General features: G+C 57.4%; 22 protein-coding genes. 15 read left to right on the top strand and 7 right to left on the bottom strand.

What is annotated here, in order from left to right:
• Positions 1-21 precede the first annotated feature (21 nt).
• Complete coding sequence (locus Pla100_RS22170) at positions 22-636, top strand: zinc-ribbon domain-containing protein (RefSeq protein WP_231603358.1); 615 nt, start codon at positions 22-24, stop codon at positions 634-636.
• A 443-nt stretch (positions 637-1,079) separates the two neighbouring features.
• Here Pla100_RS22170 and Pla100_RS22165 read toward each other — a convergent pair whose 3' ends face one another.
• Positions 1,080-2,339, bottom strand: a complete 1,260-nt coding sequence (locus tag Pla100_RS22165; RefSeq protein WP_146580258.1) for a hypothetical protein — start codon at positions 2,337-2,339, stop codon at positions 1,080-1,082.
• Between the two features lie 289 nt (positions 2,340-2,628).
• Between Pla100_RS22165 and Pla100_RS22160 the strand changes: the two genes are divergently transcribed.
• A complete protein-coding gene (locus Pla100_RS22160) occupies positions 2,629-2,988 on the top strand; it encodes a hypothetical protein (protein ID WP_197168157.1) in 360 nt (119 codons plus the stop codon).
• Between the two features lie 115 nt (positions 2,989-3,103).
• Here Pla100_RS22160 and Pla100_RS22155 read toward each other — a convergent pair whose 3' ends face one another.
• On the bottom strand, positions 3,104-3,439 hold the full coding sequence (locus tag Pla100_RS22155; RefSeq protein ID WP_146580256.1) for a lipopolysaccharide assembly protein LapA domain-containing protein: 336 nt from the start codon (positions 3,437-3,439) through the stop codon (positions 3,104-3,106).
• A gap of 279 nt (positions 3,440-3,718) precedes the next feature.
• Between Pla100_RS22155 and Pla100_RS22150 the strand changes: the two genes are divergently transcribed.
• The 7 genes from Pla100_RS22150 (at position 3,719) to Pla100_RS22120 (ending at position 12,322) form a co-directional block, all read left to right on the top strand.
• Complete coding sequence (locus Pla100_RS22150) at positions 3,719-4,774, top strand: ImuA family protein (protein WP_231603356.1); 1,056 nt, start codon at positions 3,719-3,721, stop codon at positions 4,772-4,774.
• Entirely contained in the window at positions 4,689-6,389 is a 1,701-nt protein-coding gene (locus tag Pla100_RS22145; RefSeq protein ID WP_231603354.1) for a Y-family DNA polymerase, read from the top strand. Before Pla100_RS22150 ends, Pla100_RS22145 begins: the two co-directional genes overlap by 86 nt.
• A gap of 314 nt (positions 6,390-6,703) precedes the next feature.
• Positions 6,704-7,963 (top strand): serine hydroxymethyltransferase, encoded by a 1,260-nt coding sequence (locus Pla100_RS22140; RefSeq protein WP_146580254.1) that lies wholly within the window; start codon positions 6,704-6,706, stop codon positions 7,961-7,963.
• Positions 7,963-8,388 (top strand): response regulator, encoded by a 426-nt coding sequence (locus Pla100_RS22135; protein ID WP_146580252.1) that lies wholly within the window; start codon positions 7,963-7,965, stop codon positions 8,386-8,388. Before Pla100_RS22140 ends, Pla100_RS22135 begins: the two co-directional genes overlap by 1 nt.
• A gap of 22 nt (positions 8,389-8,410) precedes the next feature.
• Entirely contained in the window at positions 8,411-9,529 is a 1,119-nt protein-coding gene (locus Pla100_RS22130; protein WP_231603353.1) for a hypothetical protein, read from the top strand.
• A gap of 187 nt (positions 9,530-9,716) precedes the next feature.
• Complete coding sequence (locus Pla100_RS22125; protein WP_146580248.1) at positions 9,717-10,301, top strand: IS4 family transposase; 585 nt, start codon at positions 9,717-9,719, stop codon at positions 10,299-10,301.
• Between the two features lie 218 nt (positions 10,302-10,519).
• On the top strand, positions 10,520-12,322 hold the full coding sequence (locus Pla100_RS22120) for a sulfatase family protein (protein ID WP_146580245.1): 1,803 nt from the start codon (positions 10,520-10,522) through the stop codon (positions 12,320-12,322).
• A 244-nt stretch (positions 12,323-12,566) separates the two neighbouring features.
• Here Pla100_RS22120 and Pla100_RS22110 read toward each other — a convergent pair whose 3' ends face one another.
• Positions 12,567-13,562: a DnaJ C-terminal domain-containing protein gene (locus tag Pla100_RS22110; protein WP_146580243.1), complete on the bottom strand. Its 996-nt coding sequence runs from the start codon at positions 13,560-13,562 to the stop codon at positions 12,567-12,569.
• A 157-nt stretch (positions 13,563-13,719) separates the two neighbouring features.
• On the opposite strand from Pla100_RS22110, the gene Pla100_RS22105 reads away from it, so the two are divergent.
• A complete protein-coding gene (locus Pla100_RS22105; RefSeq protein ID WP_231603352.1) occupies positions 13,720-15,219 on the top strand; it encodes a CehA/McbA family metallohydrolase domain-containing protein in 1,500 nt (499 codons plus the stop codon).
• Positions 15,220-15,241: 22 nt separating this feature from the next.
• On the opposite strand, the gene Pla100_RS22100 is transcribed toward Pla100_RS22105, so the two are convergent.
• Complete coding sequence (locus tag Pla100_RS22100) at positions 15,242-15,682, bottom strand: gamma-glutamylcyclotransferase family protein (RefSeq protein WP_146580241.1); 441 nt, start codon at positions 15,680-15,682, stop codon at positions 15,242-15,244.
• A 120-nt stretch (positions 15,683-15,802) separates the two neighbouring features.
• Here Pla100_RS22100 and rpmG point away from each other — a divergent pair, with 120 nt between their 5' ends.
• From rpmG to Pla100_RS22085, 3 genes are all read left to right on the top strand, one after another.
• A complete protein-coding gene (rpmG, locus tag Pla100_RS22095; RefSeq protein ID WP_146580385.1) occupies positions 15,803-15,967 on the top strand; it encodes a 50S ribosomal protein L33 in 165 nt (54 codons plus the stop codon).
• Positions 15,968-15,978: 11 nt separating this feature from the next.
• On the top strand, positions 15,979-17,742 hold the full coding sequence (recJ, locus tag Pla100_RS22090) for a single-stranded-DNA-specific exonuclease RecJ (protein WP_146580239.1): 1,764 nt from the start codon (positions 15,979-15,981) through the stop codon (positions 17,740-17,742).
• A gap of 245 nt (positions 17,743-17,987) precedes the next feature.
• Positions 17,988-18,632: a thioredoxin family protein gene (locus Pla100_RS22085; protein ID WP_231603350.1), complete on the top strand. Its 645-nt coding sequence runs from the start codon at positions 17,988-17,990 to the stop codon at positions 18,630-18,632.
• Positions 18,633-18,708: 76 nt separating this feature from the next.
• On the opposite strand, the gene Pla100_RS22080 is transcribed toward Pla100_RS22085, so the two are convergent.
• The 3 genes from Pla100_RS22080 to Pla100_RS22070 all read right to left on the bottom strand — a co-directional run bounded on the left by Pla100_RS22080 (position 18,709) and on the right by Pla100_RS22070 (position 22,347).
• On the bottom strand, positions 18,709-19,089 hold the full coding sequence (locus Pla100_RS22080) for a hypothetical protein (RefSeq protein ID WP_197168147.1): 381 nt from the start codon (positions 19,087-19,089) through the stop codon (positions 18,709-18,711).
• A gap of 181 nt (positions 19,090-19,270) precedes the next feature.
• Positions 19,271-21,394 (bottom strand): excinuclease ABC subunit UvrB, encoded by a 2,124-nt coding sequence (gene uvrB, locus Pla100_RS22075; protein ID WP_146580235.1) that lies wholly within the window; start codon positions 21,392-21,394, stop codon positions 19,271-19,273.
• Complete coding sequence (locus Pla100_RS22070; RefSeq protein ID WP_146580233.1) at positions 21,391-22,347, bottom strand: SDR family oxidoreductase; 957 nt, start codon at positions 22,345-22,347, stop codon at positions 21,391-21,393. The genes uvrB and Pla100_RS22070 overlap by 4 nt, the downstream gene beginning before the upstream one ends.
• Before the next feature lie 493 nt (positions 22,348-22,840).
• Here Pla100_RS22070 and Pla100_RS22065 point away from each other — a divergent pair, with 493 nt between their 5' ends.
• A complete protein-coding gene (locus tag Pla100_RS22065; protein WP_231603349.1) occupies positions 22,841-24,097 on the top strand; it encodes a S1C family serine protease in 1,257 nt (418 codons plus the stop codon).
• Positions 24,084-25,223, top strand: a complete 1,140-nt coding sequence (locus tag Pla100_RS22060; protein ID WP_146580231.1) for a PDZ domain-containing protein — start codon at positions 24,084-24,086, stop codon at positions 25,221-25,223. The genes Pla100_RS22065 and Pla100_RS22060 overlap by 14 nt, the downstream gene beginning before the upstream one ends.
• Positions 25,224-25,225: the final 2 nt, after the last annotated feature.

Here is a 25,225-nt window from a genome sequence, read left to right as displayed (position 1 = left end):
CCCATGATTTTAATCGGCACGATGAATCTCACGCGGACTCGCCAGACGGGGGATTTTTATTGTCCGACGTGCGGGGTCACGCAATCCTATCGGTTGCGAGCCCGCCGTCCGTTCTTGACGCTCTACTTCATTCCCACCGTTCCGATCGGACAAGCTGAACTGTTTGTCCATTGCGATCATTGCAAAAGCAATTGGGACCCGGGCGTCTTGAACATGGACCAAGTCACCCACCAACGCGTTCAAGCGGAACAATACAAAGACGAAGCGATTCGATCGGCGGTCTTGATCGCGCTCCAAGACGGCGACATCACCGAGCCGCAAGTCCAAGCGTTACTGCACTTGGCCGACATGATGTTCGATCGGCCGATCGAACGCGAAGAACTCGGTCGGCTTTGTTCGATCGCCCGGCAAGCCGGAATTCGGCCGCATAATTACGTGCTGACGATCTCGAAACGCTGGACGATGACGCAACGCTTGCTGGCTCTACAAGCAATGTTCCTCGTCGCCACCGCCAGCGAAGAGGATCTCTCTGATGAAATGGTCAAGACATTGATTTCGATGAGGGATCTGTTGCAACTGACCGAAAACGAATTTCAAATCGCGATCGAAGACACGCTCCAATACCGCGTGGCGTGACCTCTAGACACGTCGGGTGAAGTCATTCGGTTAATTAGCCGTTTTGGCGATAGCGGTCTGTTGATTTAGTCCTCATCAAAACCCGAAGCGTGAGTTTTGAAGTTGCGATTTTGCCTGTGGCATTGGTTTATCGTAACCCGACGCGTCAGCGAGGGATGAGTCAATATCAATTATCCCTCGCTCACGCTTCGGGTTACGATTAAATCAACACGCCGATAGCCACGTGTTGAATTCGTTTGCATCGTAACCCGAAGCGTGAGTTTCGAAGTTGCGATTTTTTCGTAACCCGCTGCGTCAGCGACGGATGAGTCAATATCAATTATCCCTCGCTCACGCTTCGGGTTACGATTAAATCAACAGCCCGAAAGATGCGGTTCCCGCTTAACCGGGGCTAACGCCCAAACGGCTAATCTAGTGAAGCGGAAAAATATCACCAGACGAGCTTAGTAGAACTCGTACTCTTCTCGATCGGCGCAAAACTTGTCAAGCGTTTCAGCCGACCAATTCACCAACCGTTTCGGCGTCGGCCACATCGATGCGATCGCCGCGATCGACACGAGGCTCATCAAGTCGCCAAGATAACGCGTCGAATCGAGCAACCCGGCCAAGCATCCGGCGAACGAGAAACAGGCGATCGTGCTGACAAAAATCGAGGTGTGGGCACGCGATACGTGACGACTCAAACGACACGATCGGTAAATTTGCCGGCCCGGGTTGTCCCACTCGGAGATAAAACTGCGCAGCGCCACACCGCGATGGTGAAACCGCAGACTATTGAGGAGATACTTCGCCCTGAGTTCGCGAAACGCAGGGACGCTGCAGACCCATACCGTCAAGCCGCTGAGCATCATCGCGACCCAACCAAACATGAAGACCGGCGAGTATCCGATCGGCGGCAAGTCACGGTCAATGCGTGGGACGGCCGAATGCAACATCGAGCCGACAAACGGCAAGACGGCGAAAACGATGACCGCGATCCGAAGAAGCTCAAGTTCGTCCTTCATGCTGGGGACGTCGAGCAAGTTCCTTAAACGCAGTGGGAGCCGGTCACGCTTGCGGATACCCAGCGTCCGGTGACAGTAGCCGGTCCAGAAAATGCCGAGCGCGCCCGTCGCGGCGATCCACAGGACCAACATCGGTTCGACGACGGCGGCCTGCGGGAATTCGAATGTCGCACCGAACAGTCGCACCAACACGATAAACAAAACCGTTGCCATACCCGCCATGGCCGTCGCGCCCAACCAACTCACGATGCTGGCAAACAAGCAGTGATTGAGATGCCGACGACGCCCAAGACCGTCCAACCTCGGCGGCACGACGGGGCTTTCTTGAAGAACTGGTCTCGGCTCCGAGTCGGGTTCCGCGTCTGAATACGAGCTGTCCTCATCCTCCGACTCGAGACCGCCCACCAATTCGTCGCCTTCTGGCAGATCACCGACGCTCGGCGAATCGTCGTTACCTAGCAAATCTTCGTTGCTTGGCAAATCTTCGTTGCTTGAAAACTCGTCACTGCTTGGCGTCACGGTGGCGGACGATGGTTCGGCCGCGGCCACTCCCTTATCGGATGTGACTTCATTCATCGATTCGATCGAGGCATCGATGGAATCTCCGTCTTCATGCGTGGGCGAGTTCTCACGCGGCGGAGATTCGGCACTCGATTCGGCACTCGGATCATCGTTCGATGGTGATTGCGACCACAACAAGGCAAATGCTCGGACGAGAAGGAAAGGGCGTCGGCTTGGCGACGGAGTCTTGGCGATCCAGCCTACATCAGCTTTTTGACAGGAACAATCAGAAGTCGGCAGTTGATCGGATTTCGGTGGATGCAGCTATTTTAATCGAAAGATCCGGAACATTTGCACGCCGTGACCAAACGTGTCACAGGGGCCGCGAAGAATGCTCGCAGTTGAAACGTCAAGCCGTTTGTGTGGTTTTGACGCGTTCACCAACCATCCGGTTTCGAACCATTCGGTTACTGCGAGGAGCTTTTCGATGACCCAACTGACCCTTTTCGCCGATCTCACCCCTGGCGCGGTTCCCGTGCCTGCGCCCGTTGTGGTTCCGAAGGCGGACGAAGCGAACGGGTTGATGCAATTGGCTGAGCTGATCCGCCAGGGTCGGGAACAAATGCAGGCTCAAGCCCGCCGCCGCAGTCGTCCGGTGCAGTCGATCGGCGATTTGGCCCAGGCGGTTTTATTGCGACACGATCTGGTGGCTCGCCGCCGGGCCCGAACCAACCCGGGCCGGGCCGGATCGCATTGCCTCGCCTCCGATTCTCGCGTCGGGACGGGGGCCGCTGCCCGTCAGGCCGACCTTGCCGACACGGTTTCAGAAGTTCACGTCGCCTCGTAAATCGGCCGAAGTCAAAGAATCGGCGACATCCGGAAAGACGAGATCAGGTTTCCAGTGGCGATCAGGTTTCCAGTGGCGATCAGGTTTCCAGGGGCGAACGGGTTTCCAAGGGCGATCAGGTTTCCAAGGGCGAACGGGCGGGATCGGCGGAATCCGTTCGCGAAGCGGACGACGTCTTCGTTTCCTTAACGGACGTCTCTTTCAACGATTGCTGGTCTTTCAACGATTGCTGGCGTGCTTTCGTTCTTTCTCGTTTGCGTGACCGCCACACCGTCATGATCGATCCCAAGATGAAACTGACCACCGAGGTGCTCAACAGCAGCAACGTCAACGGATACCGGCCGCTGAATGTCAAAATCTCAATGTCCACCGCGTGATGGTTTTGAAAAGCCACCACGATCACGACCAAAACGGCCACCAAGAACAGGAAATAGCGGATTTTTTGAAGCATTAGAGGCAGCGTTCTCGACTCAAAGGATTTGCTAGCAAATCCTTTGCTAGCATAATGGAAGCCCGGCGTCGGTTGCGGTCGACACGGCGATACTCGGCTCTCAGGCAAGGAATCATGCCCCCCACGATAGCATCTACGCCCACGATAGCATCTACGAACGTCGATGCCTGTCCCCGTTCGAGTTCGGTTCTTTCGAGTTCGGCTCTTTCGAGTTCGGTTCTTTCGAATTCCCGGGTTCTTTCGAATTCCCAGGCCGATTTCCGGCCGGGTTCCGCTTTGGTGCCCATTCCCGAGTCGAAGGCGGATGCGGGTGTGGGGGCTTTTCAACAGACATTCAGTTTTTGGGAAGAACCGGCGGCGGTTGCGAAAACGCCCACCAAACGTACGCCACGTTGGGCCAACGCGACCGTTGCCACGCTCCGCAAAGCAGACTCCGCCGCCGCCCCCGCTCCTCAAGACAACTCGCCTGCTCCAGGCACGTCGCCACTTTCTTCGCCGCCCCAGACTGGCGATCGTCGGGTTTTGCTCGCGAATTTGCGGAGCCGTGTGGCGGCGATCTCGACCAGCCCCGCGATGGAAACGGCTGATATTTTTTCGACCGGTTCGGCCACGCTGGACACTTGGTTGCCCGGCGGCGGGCTCAAACGCGGCCAGATCTGCGAGTGGGTCGCCGGCCGGGAGGCGGGCGGGGCGGGGACGCTCGCGATGATCACCGTGGCCGCCGCGATCGCCGACCAAACCGGGCCGGTGATCGTGGTCGACCCGAATGAAACCTTTCACGCCGCCGGGGCGATCGCCTGCGGCATCTCGCCCGATCGGATCGTGTGGTGCCGTTGTCACAACCGCCGCGACAGTGTTTGGGCGCTCGACCAGGCGCTGCGTTGTTCCTCGGTCGCGGCGGTGTGGTCGATGTTGCCGTGGCATTTGGACGACCGCGATGCCCGGCGGTTGCAATTGGCCGCCGAGGTCGGACGCACGCCGGGTTTGTTCGTGTTGGCGGCTTCCGAAGCGTCCCGCCCGTCGTTCGCGCCGGTGCGTTTTCACGTCGATCCGGTGCTCGCATCATCAGTCAATGCGTCGGCTGATTCTCCGGTTCATTCTTCGGCCGTTGCGATCGGTTCTCGTCCCCCCGTCGATGTGCGGACGGTCCGCGTTCGCATGGGCGGCAAACGGCAAGCGGTTTTGGCGATCACGCCGGATGCCCGCTTGCTCACCGTCGATTCTCAAACCCGCCACACGGAAACTCGTCATGAAGCGGTTGCTGTGTCTTTGGCTGCCCGATTGGCCGATCCAACGTCGACTCGCCGCCACGCCCGAGCCCGCAAAACCGGATGACGCGGCGAAAGCCAACGAACCATCCCAGCCGGTCATCCTGTGGCACGCCGATCCGCGGCGCGGGCGGGTTGTGGCGGCCGCGTGCGTGCGAGCCCGCTCGGCGGGCGTGAGGTTGGGGATGCCGGTCGCCCAGGCGGCCGACCTGGCCGCGATGACCGAGGCGATTTTTGAAGAACACGATCGTGATGCCGACCGTGAAGCTCTGCAATCGCTCGCTCTTGAATTTCAAAACCATCTCAGTCCGCGAACGGCCGTCGAAACACTCCAACGTTTCAAATGGTACGGCCGGCATCGGCACGACCCCGAAGCGATCATTTCAGAAATCAACGGGGTCACGCATTTGTTCGGCGATGAGCGGGAACTGCTCGCCACGGCGGCCTCGCAATTGCAAAAACGACGGCTCAACGGACGATTCGCGATCGCCGACACGCTCGGTGCGGCCTGGGCGTTGGCCAACACCGCGCCGTCGCAGAAAGACCGGTCAAGGAAGAATGGTTTTGAGTTCTTCATCGCCCCGCCCGGCCAAACCCTTACCGCATTGCAAACGCTGCCGCCCGCGGCGCTGCGGCTGCCACCCGATACGGTCGCGACACTATCCCGTTTGGGTGTCGAAACGGTGGGCAGTTTGTTGCGTTTGCCACGCGAAGGACTGGCCACACGCTTGGGAAGGCCGCTTTGCGATCGGATCGCCCAGGCGACCGGCGAAATCGATGAACCACTCATTGCACTGGAGACACCATCGGACCATTCGGCGTCGTTGGTGTTGGAATATCCTACCGACGCGATGGACTTGATCAGCGACCGCTTGGAGCGATTGATCGACCAAGCGATCGTCGATTTACAACCTCTGCACCGGGGCGTGTTGCGGTTGCGGTGTCATCTCGATTTCACGGCTCATCCGCCGGCAGTATTGGAATCGGGTTTGTTCGCACCGACGCTCGATCGATCGCATCTGACGCGGTTGATGCTCGGCGCGTTACAGGCCCACCGGTTGGGTTCAATGGTCACTCAGATGACGATTTGCGTCGCCCAACACGCGCCGCTCTCGAGTCGCCAGCCGTCGATCTTTGGGCCGGATTTCCAGTCCGGTGGCGGCGACGATTGGACGCGTCAGAGCGAGGCGGCCCGATTGATCGATGTTTTGTCGGGTCGTTTGGGCGAAGACTGCGTCCGCGGCGTCCGCTTGAGCGACGATCCGTTGCCGGAAAGTTCGGTCGAGGACTTTCCGATGACGACGCATCGGATGCGAGGGAGAAAGGTGACAGGTGGGCGGGTGACAGGTGGGGGGCCGCCGCGAACGACCGACTTGGGGCGACGACCGATCGAGCTGCTTGAGGTTCCGTCGCCGATCACGCCGATCGACGCCGGCGGGCGGGAAGCTGACACGGCCGCGTGCGATCATTTTCCGGCGGCTTTTCGGATTCGCGGAAGTTCGCAAGCCGTCCACCGGCACTGGGGGCCGGAGCGGATCGAGACGCGATGGTGGAGTGGGCCGCTGATCCGCCGCGATTATTTTCGCGTCGAATTGGTCGACGGAAGTCGCTTGTGGGTTTACCACGACCTAGTCGCCACCGGCGAACAAAAACGCTGGTTCCTGCACGGCCGGTTCGCGTAACTCACTGTCGCTCCAAAACTTAAACTTAAACCTCAACTTAAACTTAAACCTCCGTCCGCAAAACCGCCGATTCGGCGGAGGGGAGAGTTTAAGTTTAAGTTTAAGTTTACGTTTAAGTTGAGGTGGGGTTTTCGTTTACGTTTGAGCTGAGGGGAAAACCAACCCTGGTCCGACAATCAGGGGCGTTGGCCCCCCAATTTTGGCGAGATTCGGGGCGTTAGCGGGGATCGTCATTGACGGTCAATGCCATGGCGTCGACAATCATCGCTCTGACACCGTGTTCTCCTTCTTCCCACCCCGAACAGTTGAATTTGATGAGCATCATTCAGTCCCAGGACCCCGAAATCTTCGCAGCCATGCAAGCCGAGTTCGCGCGGCAGCAAGACGGTCTGGAAATGATCGCCAGTGAAAACTACACCAGCCCGGCGATCATGGAGGCCGCTGGCAGCGTGCTGACCAACAAGTACGCCGAAGGCTATCCCGGACGCCGATACTACGGCGGATGCGAACACGTCGACGTCATCGAAACGCTCGCGATCGAGCGAGCCAAGACGCTGTTCGGGGCCGAGGCGGCCAACGTGCAGCCGCACTCCGGCTCGCAAGCCAACACGGCGGTCTACTTAAGTTGTCTCGAAGTCGGCGACACGGTCCTGGGATTGGACCTTGCCCAAGGCGGTCACCTGACTCACGGCATGAAGTTGAACATCAGCGGACGGCTTTACAACTTCATCAGCTACGGCGTCGACCCGGTCAACCATCGTTTGGACTTTGACCAAATCGCACGGCTCACCCGCGAGCACAAACCGAAGCTCATCGTTGCCGGCGCGAGTGCCTACCCTCGAGAGATCCCGCACGACCGATTCAAAGAGATCGCCGACGAGGTCGGTGCGAAACTTCTGGTCGACATGGCGCACTATTCGGGGCTCGTCGCGGCCAAGATTCACAACAGCCCCGTGCCGTATGCGGACTACGTCACCACGACGACGCACAAAACATTGCGGGGCCCGCGCAGTGGTTTGATCATGTGCAAAGAGGAGCACCTCAAGCTCGTCAACCGCAACGTGTTCCCCGGCACGCAGGGCGGGCCGTTGATGCACGTGATCGCGGGCAAGGCGATCTGCTTTGCCGAAGCGATGACCGACCAATACGCGGCGTACGGCAAAGCCGTCGTTGAAAACGCTCGCACGCTCGCCGATACGTTGATGTCCGCCGGGTTGCGGTTGGTCAGTGGCGGAACGGACAACCATTTGATGTTGGTCGACGTGACGACGGTGGGTCTGGGCGGCAAGAAAGCCGAAGCCGCGCTGGACGCGTGCGGTATCACCGTCAACATGAACATGATTCCCTTCGATCAACGTAAACCGATGGACCCTTCCGGGGTTCGCATCGGCACGCCGGCGTTGACGACGCGTGGCATGGGTGTCGATGAGATGAAACGCATCGGCACGTGGATTCATCAAGCCCTCGCAAACGCCGATGATGAGGCATTGCACGGGTCGATCCGAACGGAAATCCGCGAAATGTGTCATGCCTTTCCCGTGCCAGCGGCGGCAGCAACCTGTGAGGCGGTTTGATGAATCGGATCTTGATCGCCGATGATAATTTGGCCAACCGTGAGTTGATCGAAGCCTATTTGATCAACATCGATTGCGAATTGGAAACCGCCGTCGATGGCGAAGACACCTTGGCGAAAGTCCGTTCATTCAAGCCTGACTTGATTTTGCTCGACGTGATGATGCCCAAGCTGAGCGGATTTGAAGTTTGCAAAAAACTCAAAGAAGATCCTGCGACGAGCAGCATCATGATTTTGATGGTCACCGCGCTCAGCGAATTGGGCGACATCGAACGTGGCGTGCAAGCGGGCACGGATGATTTCCTCAGCAAGCCGGTCAACCGGGTTGAATTGGTCAAACGTGTCGAGAACATGCTCAAGCTTAAGGGCACGACCGACGAACTGGAACGTTTGCGACTTTATATCCAACAAATGGAAGAACACTGAGTTGCTCGAATCGCTGTGCCTGATGCCGCCGAAACTCGGACAAATCCGCCGCGGGATTGCCCCGGCCCGTACCGAGATGATGGTGGCGCGATCGGCCGGCGATGCAGTGTCGCTGCCCATGCCGCTGTTTTGGGATTCGCCGCCGTGGCACCACTGGACACCCATGGTTGCCGCGTGCGTGTTCGAAGCGATGCGGTCTCGCGGCGTCTTGGTATCGGCGCTTCGCAGTGAACTGGGTGATCGAGATTCTTCCGGAATTCAAAGTGATCGTCACGCGCAACCGGAGCGACACGATCCGCCGGACCATGACCGGTTATTGGGTGAGAAGACGCGACGCGGTTCGCTGCGAATGCTTCCCTATCGCAATGAGCGTTACGGTATGTCATCGCTGGATTTTGATGACGTCAGTGTCGTCGATCTGCAACTGTCGCCGCCCCGCGACGCGTCCGGCCGGATCGCTTATTCACCCGAACAAATTAGTCGCTGGGAGGCGACAACGGACGACCAACCGCTTTCCGGCGGCGGATGGGTGCCGGCCATGACGCTGCCTCCCGACGTGCCTTCGGCGGACCACTTGCGATCCAAAGTCGATCAACTCCGCGTGCTGTGTCCCCAAGCCGCCGTCATCGTCAGCATCACACCGGAATGGATCGACAAATGTTGGCCGCAGTTGGTGGCCGCCGGGCCCGATGCGATCTTGATTCGGATGAGCCAAATGCGGATCGATGGCATTTCACTCGCTAAGTTCACGTTGCGGATGATCGGTACCATGGAGTCGGGCCATCGGATCCCGGTCTGGTTGACGCCGCCGAAATCGATGCAAAGCCAATCGTTGTCCGTATCGGATTCGATCAAGTTGATCGCGTTGGGCGTCTCGGCGATCGCGATCAATGGTTGGCTGGACGATTTGATTGACGAGATCGACGAAATTCCGCCGCCATCTTCGTTCGATGCGGACCCGTACGCCAAGACGATGATTACGGTCGACGAAGTCTTGCAACGATTGTTGGATCCGCAATTGGAATATTTCGAAGGCTTGTATTCATCGTTGGTCCATGACCATCCTCGCGAATTGCTCGGTACATTTGACCCGGAGATTGCGCGTCAACTGAACTTGCCCTGTGTCGGACAATTTGATTGAGAACGATCGGCGTTGTGCGGCTTGACGGCACTAACTAGTGCTTCGTCAAACCCTAAAATGAGGGTTAGTGAAGTGAGCCGACAGCCCGCTAGCCCGGATTATTCATCAGCATTGAACGAAAAGAGCCTTGCGTGCGTCCAAGTTGTTATCTGACGACAACTTAGGAAAAACACGAAGGCTCTTTCACATGATACGCGATGCACAAACGGCTTTGTTCGAGGAACCCAATCCGCCTGAAGGACAAGAACCGATCCAGTGGCTACTGCTGACGACGCTTCCGATCTCCACGATCGAGGAAGTCCAACGGGTCGTTGCTTGTTACTGCATCCGCTGGCAGATTGAAATTTATTTCCGAACCTTGAAATCGGGTTGCCAGGTGGAGGAGCGATTGTTCGAGCGTTTCAGTCGGTTCGATAACTGCCTGGCGGTTTTTTTGGTAGTGGCTTGGAAGGTGCTGTACCTGTGTCACTTAGGCCGCAGTTGCCCGGACATGGACTGCGAGATCGTGTTCACACCGAGCGAGTGGAAAGCGGTGTACATGGTGGTGACGAAGAAGGCGTTGCCATCGAAGCCACCGACGCTCAACGAAATGATCCGTTTGATCGCTACTTTGGGCGGCTATGTGATCCGCAAAAGCACTCAACCGGGAGCCCAGACTCTTTGGCTTGGACTGCAACGAGTCAACGACCTGTCCCACGCATGGGACGCTTTCGGCCCCGATTCTCGAGAAAAATCAGACAACCAATCCGACCACACTTGTGTGGTACAGTGAGCTGCGTAAGCGAGGGATCATTGATACTGACTCATCCCTCGCTTACGCTTCGGGTTACGAAAAACCAATGCCACAGGCAAAAGTGCAACCTCAAAACGCGCATGCGAGTGGTCCCGCGAGAATGTGGGACAACACGAATTCTCTCGCTTGCGCGTCGGGCTTGTATCATTGTCGTTCAATGAACACCAAACTCGCCGACAACCGAATTAGGAAAATCCATGAATCGATTATGCGTTGGATTTCTACTGTTCCTAGCTTGCAGGGCCTTGGTACCGACCGAAGCGGCAACGCCCAATTTCTTGATCATCACCGTTGATGATATGAACTGCGATTCGGTCGGCGCCTTCGGTTGCAAACTCGCCGAGACGACGCCGGCAATCGATCGATTTGCCGCCCGGTCGATGCGATTCCAACATGCCCACGTACAAGTCGGCAATTGCTATCCGTCGCGAAACGTCATGCTGTCGGGACGTTATCCGCACAACACGGGAGTCGAAGGTTTTTATCAAGTCAAAGACGCCGACTATCCGCACCTCGTCGATTTAATGAAGGGAGCCGGATATTTCGTCGGGATTCGTGGCAAGGTTTCTCATTCGACTCCCTATCAACCCTACGCGTGGGACGCGGACTTGACGGTCATTGATGGGCAAACGCAAGACATGAAGAACGCGGAATCCTATTACCGTTCGACCAAACGTGGCATCGAATTGGCTGACCAACAAGGCAAACCGTTTTGCTTGAATGTCAATATCTCGGATCCTCACAAGCCGTTCTACGCGACGGGCAAGAAGTCCGAAACGATCCCTGATCCGAACGTCCCGTCACGTGTGTTCACACCCGACGAAGTTCCGATTCCCGGTTTCTTATTCGATCATCCGGACGTGCGTCGTGAATTGGCGCAGTACTACTCATCGGTTCGCCGCGCCGACGATTGCTTCGCCGCCGTGATGAACGCGCTACAGGAATCCGGCCAGGAACAGGAAACCGTAGTGATCTTTCTTTCCGACCATGGGATGCCATTGCCATTCGCCAAAACGGCACTTTGGAACCACAGCACGCGGACGCCGTTGATGGTTCGTTGGCCGGGAGTCACCAAACCGGGATCGGTCAACGAGACCGAAATGGTCTCGGCGGTGGACCTAACCCCAACGATCGTGGACATCGTCGGAATCGATCCGCCCGACGGATTCGACGGACGATCGTTCGCACCGGTCCTTCACGGACAATCGCAATTGGATCGGGAAATGGTCTATAAAATCTACAACGAGAACTCTGGTGGTAATCGCAGTCCGATGCGGAGTGTTCAGTCCAAACGATTCGGCTATCTGTTCAATCCGTGGTCGGACGGAAAGCGAGTTTTCAAAACCGCCACGCAGGGGACGTTGACCTACCGAGCCATGAATGAAATGGCGAAATCGGATCCGTTGATTGCCCAACGTTTGGCATTGTTCCAACACGGTGTTCCCGAGGAGTTTTATGACTACGAGAACGATCCTGATGCGCTGCACAACCTGATTGACGATCCCGCGTACACAGACGAACTCAAGCGTCATCGTCAAGCGATGCAGCAGTTCATGGAACAGTCTGGCGATCCGATCTTACCGGTGTTTTTGAATCGCGACGACGACGACGCACGAAGCGAATATGTCGATCAAGTCCAGGCTCAATCCGATGCAAGACGCAGCAATCGAAAGAACCCGAAACCTAGACAGAATCAAAAGCTGTTCTCGATGTCGACGCCAACGTTATCACAAACAGGTGACACGGTGAGTGTCGAAATTCACCACGACCTGCCCCGGAGTTTGAGCGGACAGACTTTCCACGTCACACTCAAAGACGCCTCAGGTAAGCGAATCGAGCGAGTGTTGCGAACGGCATCCGGTGCCGGCACGATCGAGGTTTCGTTCACAATTGATTCGAGCGTAAAAACCGATTCGGTCAGCGTATCGGCATTCGTCGGTGAAGAGTTCTCGAACAATCTTCTGCACCGAACCGAGGGGCCGGTGAAGTTGATCCGCTAACCCGGATGAGCCACGCAAAAGTATGTCGTCACGACGAAACTGCTTCCAGGGGACAAGTTTGATGAAGTTAATATCGTGATGTCCCCCGTTCACCGGCGTGTTGATTTAGTTGTCTACCGAACTACAGCAATTAGCCGATGGGCGTTAGCCCCGGTTGGCGTCCCGTTAACCGCCGCTAACGCGGTTCGGCTAATGAAATCAGCGAGCCGTTACGCGTCCGGGCGTCAACAGCCTTGCGGATAACTTAGAACTTCAAACCTTCCCTCGGCTGAAACACTTGGGACTCGTCGACCTGTTTGATCCACTCGATCGCCTCTTCAGACAGATTCTCGGGCAACTGGATTTGCAGTTCGACGATCAAGTCGCCCGGATTGCCGGTTGCGAACGGGATGCCTTGGCCCTTGAGTCGCAATCGTTTTCCGCTGCGGCTTCCTGCGGGGATCGATAGCGTGACGGTGCCTTTGGGGGTGGGCACGTCGACCTTGGCCCCGACGGCGGCTTCGTACACGGTGATGGGCAGCTTCAATTCCAAGTTTCGACCGACGCGTTCGAAGTGCGGGTGATCGTCGATTTGAATCGTCAAAATCAAGTCGCCCGGTTCGCCTCCGGGGACCGCTTGCCCCTGACCTCGCAAACGAATCTTGGCTCCATTTTCAACGCCGGCAGGAATGGTAACGGACAGTTTTTCGTGCTTTCCGGTGCCGGTCGGGTAGAACTCCGCTTTGCCGCCAAGAACCGATTTTTCGAAGGAGATCGAGAGCTCGTAGCGGAGGTTCGCACCTCGCTGTGGTGGAGCCGGCTGTGGTCGGCGACCTCCCGGTCCGCCGCGACCGCGAGCTCCGCCGCCGCCACCGAGAATCTGTTCAAAAAAATCGTTGAAGCCGTTTTCGAAACCGCCGCCTCCGCCGCCTCCCCCGCCACGTCCGGCCGCGCCGAAGATTTGTTCCAAATCGAGGCCTTCGAACGAGGGTCCCCCGCCGCCACCGGCCGCTCCGGGGTGGAAACCGCCGCCTCGGATTTTTTCAAAATCGCTCCCATAGCGGTCGTAGGCCGCCCTTTTTTGCTCGTCGCTGAGGACTTCGTAGGCTTCTTGAACGCGTTTAAATTTTTCCTGAGCCGCTTTGTCGTCCGGGTTCATGTCCGGGTGGTACTTGCGGGCCAATTTGCGATAGGCTTTTTGCAGGTCTGTTTTATCGGCGTCGCGAGCCACTCCTAAGGTTTGATAAAGGTCTTCAGCCACAGTGATCGATCAAAGAAGGAAAGCAGGAGAAACGAGGAGAAAGACGGCGAGCCGAGATCGCCAATTTGGCAGATTCGATCGTCGGGCTCCAACTGTAGCAAACGTTAAACCAAACTCCGAGTGGCCGGTTCGGACGGCCCGGTACGTGGTAGTGGCTTTGTCATGGGTAACCCTGACCGCCTTTTCAGCCTCCGGATGGTCCGCCGAAGGGGAACTAACGCTTCGAGTTGTCGATGAAGCGACCGGCGAACCGATTGCCGCCCGCGTCGAACTCACCCGTCCCGAACTGGTCGCCGCCGATGCGTCCCGCCCAGCACCACGGCCGACGTCCCGGCGGAATTCTCTCCGAGTCGTTCGTCCGCTGTCCGCGCGAGGAACCATTCCCACAACGTCTGGGTTTGTCGTCGACGGGCAGGTCCGGCTGAATTTGAAAGAAGGCCCGTATGAATTCCGTGTCACACACGGCCCCGAATACCGCGTCATCCGAGGCAACTTCACCATCGAAAAAACCAGCGAGGACGAGCACGTCGTCGCGTTGCCTCGCATCTTGGATATGCATGAACTGGGGTGGAATAGCTTGGACGCTTTCTCGCCCGATTCTCGACACGACTTGTCTCAACGGATGCGAAGCGAGGAGCTTGATGTTGCTTGGACCAATGCGGCAACCGAGGAGGTTCCCGACGCATCGGAACCCGTCCACGCCGATTCGGTCGGAGACTTGATTGCTTATTCCCTTGGCGAAGCTTCAGGGATGTCGGTGCCAACGACAAATGATCCCACGTTGGCCGCGTTGACCCGATTGACCGATAAAACAAATGCTCAAAGGATCGCGATCGCCAATCCGTTTGCGTGGGCATTGCCGGTTTACTTGGCCAGCCAAAAGATCGACGGAAACTTTGTCTTGGGCGATTGGTTGCGTTTGGACTCACCGGTATTGAAACCGAGCGTCGGACGTCCGTTCCCGACCGAACATCCTCGCGACAATCGATCGCTCGGTCGTGAAGCGGAGCAAATTTATTGGGAGATGCTCAGCGCCGGCTTCCGCATCGCACCACTGGCGGGGACTGGCATCGAAGCCCAGGACCATCCGATCGGTTACAACCGAACGTATGTCAATCGAGAGGAAGCCTCGGCGAGCCTGTGGGATTCCGTCTGGCAGGGTAACACGTTCGTCACCAATGGACCGTTGTTGCAAGCGGAGCTTGAAGACCATCCGCCCGGTTATGTTTTTGAGTTAAGCGAAGGAGATAAGGTATCCCTGACTCCGCGTGTCACGTTAACGGTTCGCGACCCGGTTGATTATCTCGAAGTCATCGTCAACGGGATGGTGCATTACACCGCCAAGTTGGATGAGTTTGCCAAAGCGGGTGGACGTATCTCGTCGATCAACGTCAGCCAACCCGGGTGGGCATTGGTTCGCGTGGTGACGCTACATGAAGATCATTTTCGAGCGGCCGTTTCAGCACCGTGGTACTTCGAAGTCGGCGGGCAACGTCGGATCTCCAAGCGGAGTGTCGAGTTCTTTCAGCGTTGGTTGGCCGATTTTGAAACCGAATTGAAATCACAGCGTGAAGCCGACTTAGCCGCCTACGCGCCTTACATCCGGGCCGCTCGTCGATTCTGGCAAGTCCAACTTGAACAAGCCAACGCTCGATAGCGATCCAGACTTCACGTGTCGGCTATTGATTTGAATGCCCCGGCCAACGGACACCACTTTCAGCTCCAATCGGGACGATCCGATGGAAGCCGTCGGCAAGCGGATCGGTCGCGTAATGATAGCCGAATGCCGGGATCAGGGTTTCCGATCCCTCGAGCAAACGAACCTGCGTCACGACGCGGTCATAAAGGTTCCGCTCGCCGGGCTGATTCGTGCCCTCGATTTCGTCGAGGGTGCGAATCACCAGCGGCATTTCGGCCGCGTCGAATTCCCAACACTCGCCGTTGACGCGATCGGTTCCAGGTCTCATCGCGGGGTAGTCCGCGCGACCGTAGAGTTGCCCGGTCGTCCAGGCAGGTGTGATTCGCAGCGGTCGGGCCGGCCAAAGGTTCGCCCGGCATTGGCCTCGACAGAGGGTACCATAAACGAAAAAGTGGCGGATTTCTTGAGTTTTGGGCGGCATGATTGGCTGATTTTGCCGATCCGGCCTGAATCATCAACTAGACCTTGCCAAAATACCCCCTTGGCGACCATACTTCGGGGCCAAATTCAATACTCCTCCCTTTCATGCGCCCGCATTTCGATGGCTAAAAGTAAGAAAAAAGCTGAAACCATTTTCCTCGTCTGCGAAGAAACCGGTCAATACAACTACACCCTCCGCAAGAAACCGGGCGGCGAGAAGTTGCGTCTAAAGAAATACAACCCCAACCTGCGCAAGCACACCTGGCACAACGAAAAGAAGAAGTAGGGGCTTTGCCGATGAATCGGCAGTGGCGAATCACGCCGCACGACGCCCCCTTGGTCGAGCAACTGATTCGTTCGTCGGGGCTTGCGCCCGTGGTCGCCCAATTGCTCGTCAGCCGAGGTGTTTACTCGTCCGAAGACGCGACCGCGTTCATGGACACCAAGCTGACCAATCTGCGTGATCCTCAAGAACTGCCGGGTGTGCCCAAAGCGACCCGGATTTTACTCGACGCGATCGAGCAGCGGACGCCGATTGTGATCTACGGCGACTACGATGCCGACGGGATGACCGGCTCGGCGATCTTGGTCAACGGTCTGCGGCTTCTCGGTGCGGACGTTTCCTATCATGTTCCCAATCGACTCGAAGAAGGCTACGGCCTGAACGAGGATGCGATTCGCAAGCTCGTCAGTCGGGGCAAGAAGCTAATCGTTTCGGTCGATTGTGGCATCGGCAGTGTCGGCTGCGCGAATCTGTGTCGAGAACTCGGCGCCACGTTGATCATCACCGATCATCATCAAATCGGCGAACAATTACCCGACGCCGAAGCGATCGTTCACCCGCGTCTGCCCGGCACCAACTACCCCTTTGGTGAACTTTGCGGTGCGGGTGTGGCGTTCAAGTTGGCGTGGGCGTTGTGCCAAGCCAAGTGCGGACAAAAGAAAGTCACGCCACCGATGAAGCGGTACTTGATGCAATCACTCGCATTGGCCGCGATCGGCACGATCGCGGACGTGGTTCCGTTGGTCGATGAGAATCGCGTGATCGTTAACCATGGCTTGAAAACGTTGCAGCGTGAACCGTTGCCGGGCCTCTGGGAATTAATGAAACGAACCCAGTTGGACCAAGTATCCGAGTTGACCACCGAGAACGTCGCGTTCTCACTCGCACCGCGTTTGAACGCGGCGGGCCGACTCGGCCAAGCTCAACTGGGCATCGAGTTGATGACGATCGAAGCGGGCGAGCGGGCCGGAATGTTGGCGGAGTACATCGACGGGCTCAACGCGACCCGAGACACACTCCAGCGCAGCGTCCAACTTGCCGCTCAGAAACAGGCCAAAGAAGAATTCGACATCGAAGGCGATGCGGCCTTGGTGCTCAACGGTGTCGGATGGCACGCCGGCGTGATCGGCGTCGTCGCCGGTCGATTGGCCGAGAAGTACGCCAAGCCGGTGATCATCATTTCCATGGACAACGCGGGTAAGGCGGACGCGGTCGGCTCCGGACGCGTCGGCGGCACGGGCGTCAATCTCTACGAAGCGCTCTGTGAATGCGAAAACCGTCTCGTCCGATTCGGCGGACACCCGGCCGCCGGAGGCATCACGATTCGCGAAGCCGACATCGAAGCGTTCCGAGGTGATTTTTGCGAAGCGGTCGCTCGGCAATGGACCGACCAGGACATCACGCCTTCGATCCAGATCGACGCCGAAGCGCCGTTGGGGCAATTGAACCTACACATTATGAACCAGATCGAAACGCTCGCCCCCTTTGGTGCCGGCAACCCGCGACCGATCTTGATGGGCCGGGGCGTCGAACTGGCCGAACCGGCCAAGAAGATGGGCGGCGGCGAGCGGCATCTGTCGGTGCAATTGAAACAGGGCGATCGGGTCATCCGCGGTGTCGCATTCGGCGCCTCCGATTGGTGCGATCCGCTCAACGAATGCGACGGCCCCATCGAAATCGCCTACCGCCCCGTGATCAACGAATACCGTGGCTATCGAAGCGTCGAAGTACAATTGGTCGACTGGCGAAAGCAAGCGACGCCGGTCCAAGCTCGCTAACGCACCGTCAACATCCGACGTTTGGTATCGCTACTGCTTCGTCAAAATCTAATTTTAGGGTGAGCCGAACGCGCTAGCGTCGGGCGTTGCGTAATGCCCGCGGCTAGCGCCGTCGGCTCACTTCACTAACCCTAATTTTAGGGTTTGACGAAGCACTACCCCTGGTATCCAATCTTCACGAAGCACTTTCCGATCAAGCAAACAACAAAATGCGTCAGCGGACTTCACACAACAACCGTTCTTTCATGACCGTTTCGATCTTCTTAATGATCGCGACTGGCCTGGTGCCCGTCCTCGAAGGCCGAGGCAATTGCACCGTCGCCGGTGAATTCAATCCGACGCGGAACATCGGCGATGACGCTCCGGCTTGGTCGGATCTGATCGGCGTCGATGATCAAATGCATGCTCTGAGCGACCTCCAAGACAAATCCGTCGTGGTCGTCGTCTTTACCTGCAACAGTTGTCCTTACGCGGTCGACTTGGAAGATCGCCTGGTCGAGCTTTCCCAACAACTTCAAGCTAACAATGCGGCGATCGTCGCGATCAACGTCAACCAAGTTGAAGAAGATGGTTTGCCGGCGATGAAATCGAAAGCAGAATCAAAACAATTCAAGTTTGCCTATTTGTTTGACCCGACTCAAAAGATTGCCCGCCAGTTCGGGGCGGGATACACTCCCGAGTGTTTTGTCTTGGACGGCCAGCGAAAGATCGCGTACATGGGATCGTTCGATGACTCGCCGAACGGACGAAACATTCAAAAAACCTACGTCCACGATGCCATTGAGGCGGTGTTAGCCGGCCGGCAACCGACCGTCACCGAAACCGTTCCGATCGGTTGCCGAATCCGATACGAACGCGAACGTCGAACCCGCCGCCCGAAGGCGGAGTGAACGAATCGTCCAGCACTCCATGCCGACTTCAGTGGATCAACTTCGCCATCTTGGAAGGTCGCTTGTGGGATAGGCTCTAAGTCTCGATTTCAAGTTCGATGCCGCCCACCATCGAGGCACCCACGTTGTACAGGAATGCGGCAAACGCCCCGCCCACGAATCCCATCAAGCCGTATAGCAACGGCAAGAAGACAATGCTCAGGCCGCCCGTCATCAATCCCGCTCCAACATTTTGACCGCCCGCGACGACGCCGACCGCCGAAGCGAGGAGAAAGAAGCCCCCTACGATCAATCCCAGCACCGCATAGAGCGCACCGAGAATTTTCCCGGCCGAGAGCGGTGCGATTTGACGGATGAGCATCTTCCGAGAAGATCCCCTCCCTGCGGTACCGGAGAAGTCATCACCTAATGACGCTTGAGAGGGCGTTCCGTACGGATTGTTTGAATCGGTGCTCATGGGGTCCCTGTTAGTTGAAACGAAGTGAATCAGCGGCAATCATTCACGAATTGTATACGCTGGGGCACCGAACCAACTATGCCGCATGCTTGGGCGAATCAGTTGAATCATGAGGAATTGGTGTATGGGACTTCGAGATCAGACTTCCGGACAGGGCCAGGCAAAGACAGCAGCTCGAGAGTCACCCTCGCTTGGGTCGAGGAATTTTGCTTCCGTTGGGGTTCATTCCTTTTCGTTGTTTGCCTCCACGTCGACCCTTTCCTTGTCCACCGGAAGTGGATTTGGATTCGCTGATCTCGACTTCCGATAGCGGTTTTCCGATGTTGTCTTTGAGTTGCACCACGCGGTCGCGGAGCCGGGCGGCACGCTCGAATTCCAGATCCTCCGCTGCTGAGAGCATTTCACGTTCGAGCGCTTCGACGTATTCCAGTGTGATGTACGTGATCGCCCCTTCGGCGGTCGCTTTGCGTTCGGCTTCGCGATGTTTCGCCGCGTCGGACTCGATGCCTTGGCGGATACTCTTAAAAATCGTGACGGGTGTGATCCCGTGCTCTTCGTTGTACTGCTGTTGAATGCTGCGACGTCGCTCGGTTTCGTCGATCGCCATTTGCATCGAGTCGGTCACTTTATCGGCATACAAGAAAACGCGTGAGTTTGCGTTTCGGGCGGCCCGTCCGATCGTTTGAATCAAACTCGTTTCGCTTCGCAAGAATCCTTCCTTGTCCGCGTCAAGAATCGCGACCAGCGAAACTTCCGGAAGGTCGAGCCCTTCTCGCAACAAGTTCACGCCCACCAAACAATCGAATTGTCCGGTTCGTAGTTCTTGCAAAAGATCGACCCGTTCGAACGCGTTGAGTTCACTGTGTAACCACCGGCACCGGACGGCGTTCTCTTGAAAGAAGTTGGCGAGGTCTTCGGCGAGCCGTTTCGTCAACGCCGTCACCAACACTCGCTCATTCCGCTCGGCCCGCAGCCGGACTTGCTCGAGCAAGTGATTGACTTGGCCGCGAGCGGAAACGACTTCAATGATCGGGTCGAGCAACCCGGTCGGGCGGATGATCTGCTCGACGACTTCGCCGCCGGTTCGTTCCAACTCGTAGTTACTCGGCGTGGCGCTGACGAAACAAATCTGTCCGGTGCGAGCTTCCCATTCGTCGAACTTCAGCGGCCGGTTGTCCAGCGCACTGGGCAGTCGAAAGCCGTGCTCGACCAACGTCATCTTGCGACTGCGGTCGCCCGCGTACATCGCTCGCACCTGCGGCACCGTGACATGCGATTCGTCGACGAAGGTAACCATGTCCTTGGGAAAGAATTCGTAAAGCGTGTCGGGCGTTGCGCCAGGCGGCTTGCCTGAAAGAGGCCGAGAATAGTTTTCGATGCCGGGACAGTGTCCGACCTCGGCGAGCATTTCCAAGTCAAACTTGGTGCGAGCCGACAGCCGTTGGGCTTCGAGCAGCTTGCCTTGGCTTTGAAACACTTCGAGTTGCTGTGCAAGTTCTTCCCGGAGCATCTTGAGGGCGCGTTGGATGCGGTCTTCGGGCATGACGAAGTGTTTGGCCGGATAGATGTAAAGATCCTTCACCGTGCGGATCGTTTCGCCCGAGACCGGTTTGATCAGCGAAATGCGTTCGATTTCATCGCCCCACATCTCGACGCGGTAGGCGAACTCTTCATACGTCGGCCAAATTTCGATCGAATCACCACGGACGCGAAACTTGCCACGTTCGAACGCGAAGTCGTTACGGTCGTATTGCACATCGACCAGTTTGAGCAACAGATGATCGCGACGGGTGGTTTCGCCTTCGTGAATGTCGATGACGAGTTGTTTGTAGTCATCGGGCGAACCGAGCCCGTAGATACTGCTGACCGAAGCGACGATGACCACGTCCCGGCGACTGACCAACGAACTCGTCGTGGCCAATCGCAGCCGATCGATCTCTTCATTGATCGAAGAATCCTTTTCGATATAAACGTCGCGTTGAGGGATGTAAGCTTCGGGTTGGTAATAGTCGTAGTAACTGACGAAGTAATGGACGGCGTTGTTGGGGAAGAACTCTTTGAACTCGCCGTAGAGTTGGGCCGCAAGTGTTTTGTTATGACTGAGCACAAGTGCCGGACGCCCCAAGTTGGCGATCACGTTGGCCATCGTGTAGGTCTTGCCCGTTCCGGTCGCTCCGAGCAGCGTTTGCGCCGACTTGCCCGCAAGGAATCCGGCGGTCAATTTCTCGATCGCCTGCGGTTGATCGCCCGAGGGCGCGAAAGGCTGATGCAGGTCGAACTGACTGGTGAGTTGCTTGATGCTCATGAACGTTGGCCGTCAGACCGTGAGAGGCGGGGAACATTGGTAAGGACGTCTTGCAGACCTTCGCGGTAGGTCGGATAGGCCAGTCGAGGAAGAAGGTCTCGTTTGAGTCGTCGGTTCCATATGCGTTTGTCCGTTTCGCTGCGGAACCTTACGCCCGAATCGGACTCGGGGTCCACGAAGGTCGGTTCGGGTGACCCCGTTTGGCGGGCGATCTCGCGGTAGAACTCACGGCGAATGACAGGCCGATCGTCACTCACCAGATATAAGTTTTCGCGGCGACGATTCGGATGGTTCGTTTTCCAAGACAGCGCCGCGATCACGGCTTCGGCGGCGTCTTGAACATGGATCAAATTCAAGTGTCCAGTTGGTGGCGAAGCGATCGGACGTCCGGCCTGAACATCTGCGGCGCGAGGAACACGACCGGGGCCGTAAATGCCCGAAAGGCGTAAGATCGACCACGAGTCGACGGGCGATTGAGACCGAAATTTCGCTTCGGCTTGCAAATGTGCTCGGCCGCCCTCACGCGTCGGATGGGTCGGGGACGTTTCGTCGACCCAAACGCCGTCGGTTTGGTGGAATACCCCCGTTGTGCTGATGTACACGACCTCGGGCACCCAGCCAGCCGGATTGGGATTGGCAACGCGGATCGTTTGCAGCAATCTCGACAGCCCGTCGACTTGGGAGGCGAACCGATCGTGGTGGCTGTTTCGGTCGTGGCTGACCGCGATCACGATCCGATTGATGTCATGTTCGGACATTGCCCGGCCGAGCGAATCCAGGTCACGGGAGTCGTTCCAATCGAATCGAATCGGAAGAATACCGGCGTTTTCCAACTCAGTGCGGCGATTCCGTGTCGTGCCGGCGACGAACCAACCGGCCGATCGAGCCGATTGTCCGACCCGCATGCCGAGATAACCACATCCGACAACGAGCAGACGGGGAGGCGGATTCATGGAAAAATGTCGGGTCATCGGTGAGATCAGGTAAAAGTCGAGGGGGCTAGCGGGCTATGGATTTAATCGTAACCCGAAGCGTGAGCGAGGGATCGAACGCCATTCATTCTCATTTAAATATCCCTCGCTCACCGGCGTGTTGATTTAATCGTAACCCGAAGCGTCAGCGAGGGATTGAACGCCGTTCATTCTCATTTAAATATCCCTCGCTCACGCTTCGGGTTACGATGCGAACTAAATCAACAGCCCGCTAGAAGCGGGGGTGAGGATTTAGGGAAACAGGGAAACAGGGAACGGTGGGTGGGGGCGTGGCGTCTAAAACCCAACAATCGTTTTAATGCGTACAATCCAACACGGCATCATCGTCGACGGGCGACCCCCTGAAAACAGGACAGGCAAGCATGGGCCGAGGCTGACCGAGCGGTTACAATGAGCCTCCTGAGCCGTCGCCTCGTTTCGTATGCAAGTTTTTATCTTCCATGGATTTTGAAGTTTGATTTCTTCTTCACAGTTCGATCGAAAGGTTCGCCCGGGGCTGGTGACGTACGACAACAGCACTTGGTGGGTGATGTTCGCCTTGCTCATCAACCTGGGTTTGCTCGGTTCAACAAGGATGTCCCCGGTCGTAGCCCAAGACCAGTTCGGTCAGGGGACGATCGTTCCAGGTCAAGTTGTGCCCAATTCAGTTGTGCCCGATGGCGCACCGACGCAATCATCGCCTTCGTATTCGACACAAGTCAATCCGCTGGGCGATTCGGTCGATGCGGGCATGCCCCCACAACCACGTCGTGTCCCCAAGGGCGACACGTGGGTCGAAACGCCCGACGCGTTGTTGGATCTGCTGCAACGAGGCGGCGTCCCAGAGTCGCTCGAAACCCTCCGCATGTTGCAGCGTCAATCTCAATTAATCGCCGCGCGGGCCGCCGAGTGCACCGTCAGCATCCAAATCGGACCGGCCCAAGGTTGCGGCGTGATCATTACCGGCACCGGTTATGTGCTGACGGCTGCTCACGTGGCGATGCGTCCCAACAAAGCGGCGGTCTTGACGCTCGCCGACGGACGCACCGTGACGGCGATGACCCGCGGAATGAATCGGCACGTCGACGCCGGACTGATGAAAATTGATGCCGGCCAAAACGACGGCAAACCTTGGCCGCATGCCACGTTGGGTTCGAGTGACAATTTAAAGACCGGTATGTGGTGCATCGCGACCGGACACCCCGGCGGTTATGACCGCACCCGAGGTATGGTGACGCGGGTGGGTCGAATTTTGGACGTTCGCAAGGGCTCGGTGGTAACCGATTGCGCCTTGATCGGCGGCGATTCGGGTGGTCCGTTGTTCGATTTGTCAGGGCGTTTGATTGCCGTTCATAGCCGCATCGGTAATGACGTCGCGGACAATTTGCACGTCCCGATCAATCATTACGATGAATCATGGTCACGCATGGACCAAGGCGAGTCGTGGGGATTCCTTCCCGGCTTCAAACCGTCGTTGGGCGTCCGCGGCAATAGTTCCGATTCCCAAGCATTAGTCAAAGAAGTGAATCCCGGCTCGCCAGCTGAAGCGGCCGGGATCGAACCGGGGGACGTGGTCGAGCGGTTCGGGGATGTTCAGATCACCGGGTTCGAATCGCTCAAACAAGCCGTTTCGGATACGATGCCCGGCGAACGAGTTAAAGTATGGGTTCGCCGCAACGGCAATTTAGTTCGAGTGGTGGTGGAAATTGGACGGGCCAATGACTTGTATTGAAACAAAACGCTACGGTTTGCCTCAAATCGCATGGACGCTATTGATCGCGATGATCATGTCGATGCCATCGACGCGGACTTGGGCGCAAGAGGACTCGCCGATCCCCGAGTGGTTGCAGCAACGTCTCGTTGATCGAGTTCTGCACCGTCGCGACAGCAACGCGATGATGCGGTTGATGCACCCGATCTCGCAAAAGGTCGAGGGTGGCATCGTCGAAATCATCAGCGACGGCCGTCCGGTGGCACTCGGCACGGCGGTTTCCTCGTCATCGAATCTCTTGGCAGTCTCCGGAACCGGTTCAGTCGGTCAAGACGCCTCGGTTCTTCAAGACGCCTATGTGGTAACCAAACGCAGCGAACTCTCCGGCGATCCGATCCGAGTCCGACTATCCGACGGTCGTCTCATTCCCGCCCGCGTGGCGGCGGTCCGACGTCGCAGTGACTTGGCGTTGTTGGTCGTTCAAGTGGATCAAGCCACCGCCGCGAGGTCGCTGCGACCGGTTCGATTTGAGTCATTCACTCCGCTGATCGGTAGCTTTCTTGTTAGCCCTGATCGAACCGGCCGCGTGATCGGTTTGGGCGTGATGGGAGCCTCGCCCCGTAAAGTCGGTTCTCAAGGCCGATTGGGGATCGAGCTCGAAGGTATCGGCCAAACCACCGGGGCTCGCGTTCGTAATATCGTTCCCGACAGTGGTGCCGACGAAGCGGGCCTGGAACGAGGGGATCGCATCATCGCCATCGACGGCCAAAACCAAAGCGATCTTCGCCAAGTCGTTAGCACGCTCAACGGAATGTTCCCCGGTGAGGTCGTTCAGTTAACGATCGAACGAGACGGTTCGACGGTCGATATTCCGGCGCGGATGAGTGAGTTGACCGTGCTGCAAGAATCGGAAAACGACGCCCGCGTTAACGGCGCTCGCAACGCCCGCTTGTCCGGATTCGAACAGGCGATCCAGCACGACACGGTGCTAAATCCTGAGCAATGCGGCGGCCCGATCTTGGATACCGAAGGCCGAGTCATCGGGTTGAACATCGCCCGTGCCGGACGCGTGGTCAGCTATGCCTTGCCGGCCTCGTTAGTCGCATCGGAAGTTTCCAGCATGATCGCCGAAGCGGGCGGAAAGTAGTT

It is taken from the genome of Neorhodopirellula pilleata (genome assembly GCF_007859915.1).
GTDB classification, from domain to species: Bacteria; Planctomycetota; Planctomycetia; order Pirellulales; family Pirellulaceae; genus Rhodopirellula; species Rhodopirellula pilleata.
This window is presented reverse-complemented; position numbering and strand designations above follow the sequence as displayed.

What these genes read in the sequence shown, in the direction of transcription:
- Pla100_RS22085 (WP_231603350.1), top strand. Translation starts at nt 17,988, where the DNA reads ATGACCGTTTCGATCTTCTTAATGATCGCGACTGGCCTGGTGCCCGTC.
- Pla100_RS22155 (WP_146580256.1), bottom strand. Translation starts at nt 3,439, where the DNA reads ATGCTTCAAAAAATCCGCTATTTCCTGTTCTTGGTGGCCGTTTTGGTC.
- Pla100_RS22145 (WP_231603354.1), top strand. Translation starts at nt 4,689, where the DNA reads ATGAAGCGGTTGCTGTGTCTTTGGCTGCCCGATTGGCCGATCCAACGT.
- Pla100_RS22120 (WP_146580245.1), top strand. Translation starts at nt 10,520, where the DNA reads ATGAATCGATTATGCGTTGGATTTCTACTGTTCCTAGCTTGCAGGGCC.
- Pla100_RS22080 (WP_197168147.1), bottom strand. Translation starts at nt 19,089, where the DNA reads ATGAGCACCGATTCAAACAATCCGTACGGAACGCCCTCTCAAGCGTCA.
- Pla100_RS22100 (WP_146580241.1), bottom strand. Translation starts at nt 15,682, where the DNA reads ATGCCGCCCAAAACTCAAGAAATCCGCCACTTTTTCGTTTATGGTACC.
- rpmG (WP_146580385.1), top strand. Translation starts at nt 15,803, where the DNA reads ATGGCTAAAAGTAAGAAAAAAGCTGAAACCATTTTCCTCGTCTGCGAA.
- Pla100_RS22125 (WP_146580248.1), top strand. Translation starts at nt 9,717, where the DNA reads ATGATACGCGATGCACAAACGGCTTTGTTCGAGGAACCCAATCCGCCT.
- recJ (WP_146580239.1), top strand. Translation starts at nt 15,979, where the DNA reads ATGAATCGGCAGTGGCGAATCACGCCGCACGACGCCCCCTTGGTCGAG.
- Pla100_RS22140 (WP_146580254.1), top strand. Translation starts at nt 6,704, where the DNA reads ATGAGCATCATTCAGTCCCAGGACCCCGAAATCTTCGCAGCCATGCAA.
- Pla100_RS22135 (WP_146580252.1), top strand. Translation starts at nt 7,963, where the DNA reads ATGAATCGGATCTTGATCGCCGATGATAATTTGGCCAACCGTGAGTTG.
- Pla100_RS22160 (WP_197168157.1), top strand. Translation starts at nt 2,629, where the DNA reads ATGACCCAACTGACCCTTTTCGCCGATCTCACCCCTGGCGCGGTTCCC.
- uvrB (WP_146580235.1), bottom strand. Translation starts at nt 21,394, where the DNA reads ATGAGCATCAAGCAACTCACCAGTCAGTTCGACCTGCATCAGCCTTTC.
- Pla100_RS22130 (WP_231603353.1), top strand. Translation starts at nt 8,411, where the DNA reads ATGCCGCCGAAACTCGGACAAATCCGCCGCGGGATTGCCCCGGCCCGT.
- Pla100_RS22070 (WP_146580233.1), bottom strand. Translation starts at nt 22,347, where the DNA reads ATGAATCCGCCTCCCCGTCTGCTCGTTGTCGGATGTGGTTATCTCGGC.
- Pla100_RS22060 (WP_146580231.1), top strand. Translation starts at nt 24,084, where the DNA reads ATGACTTGTATTGAAACAAAACGCTACGGTTTGCCTCAAATCGCATGG.
- Pla100_RS22170 (WP_231603358.1), top strand. Translation starts at nt 22, where the DNA reads ATGAATCTCACGCGGACTCGCCAGACGGGGGATTTTTATTGTCCGACG.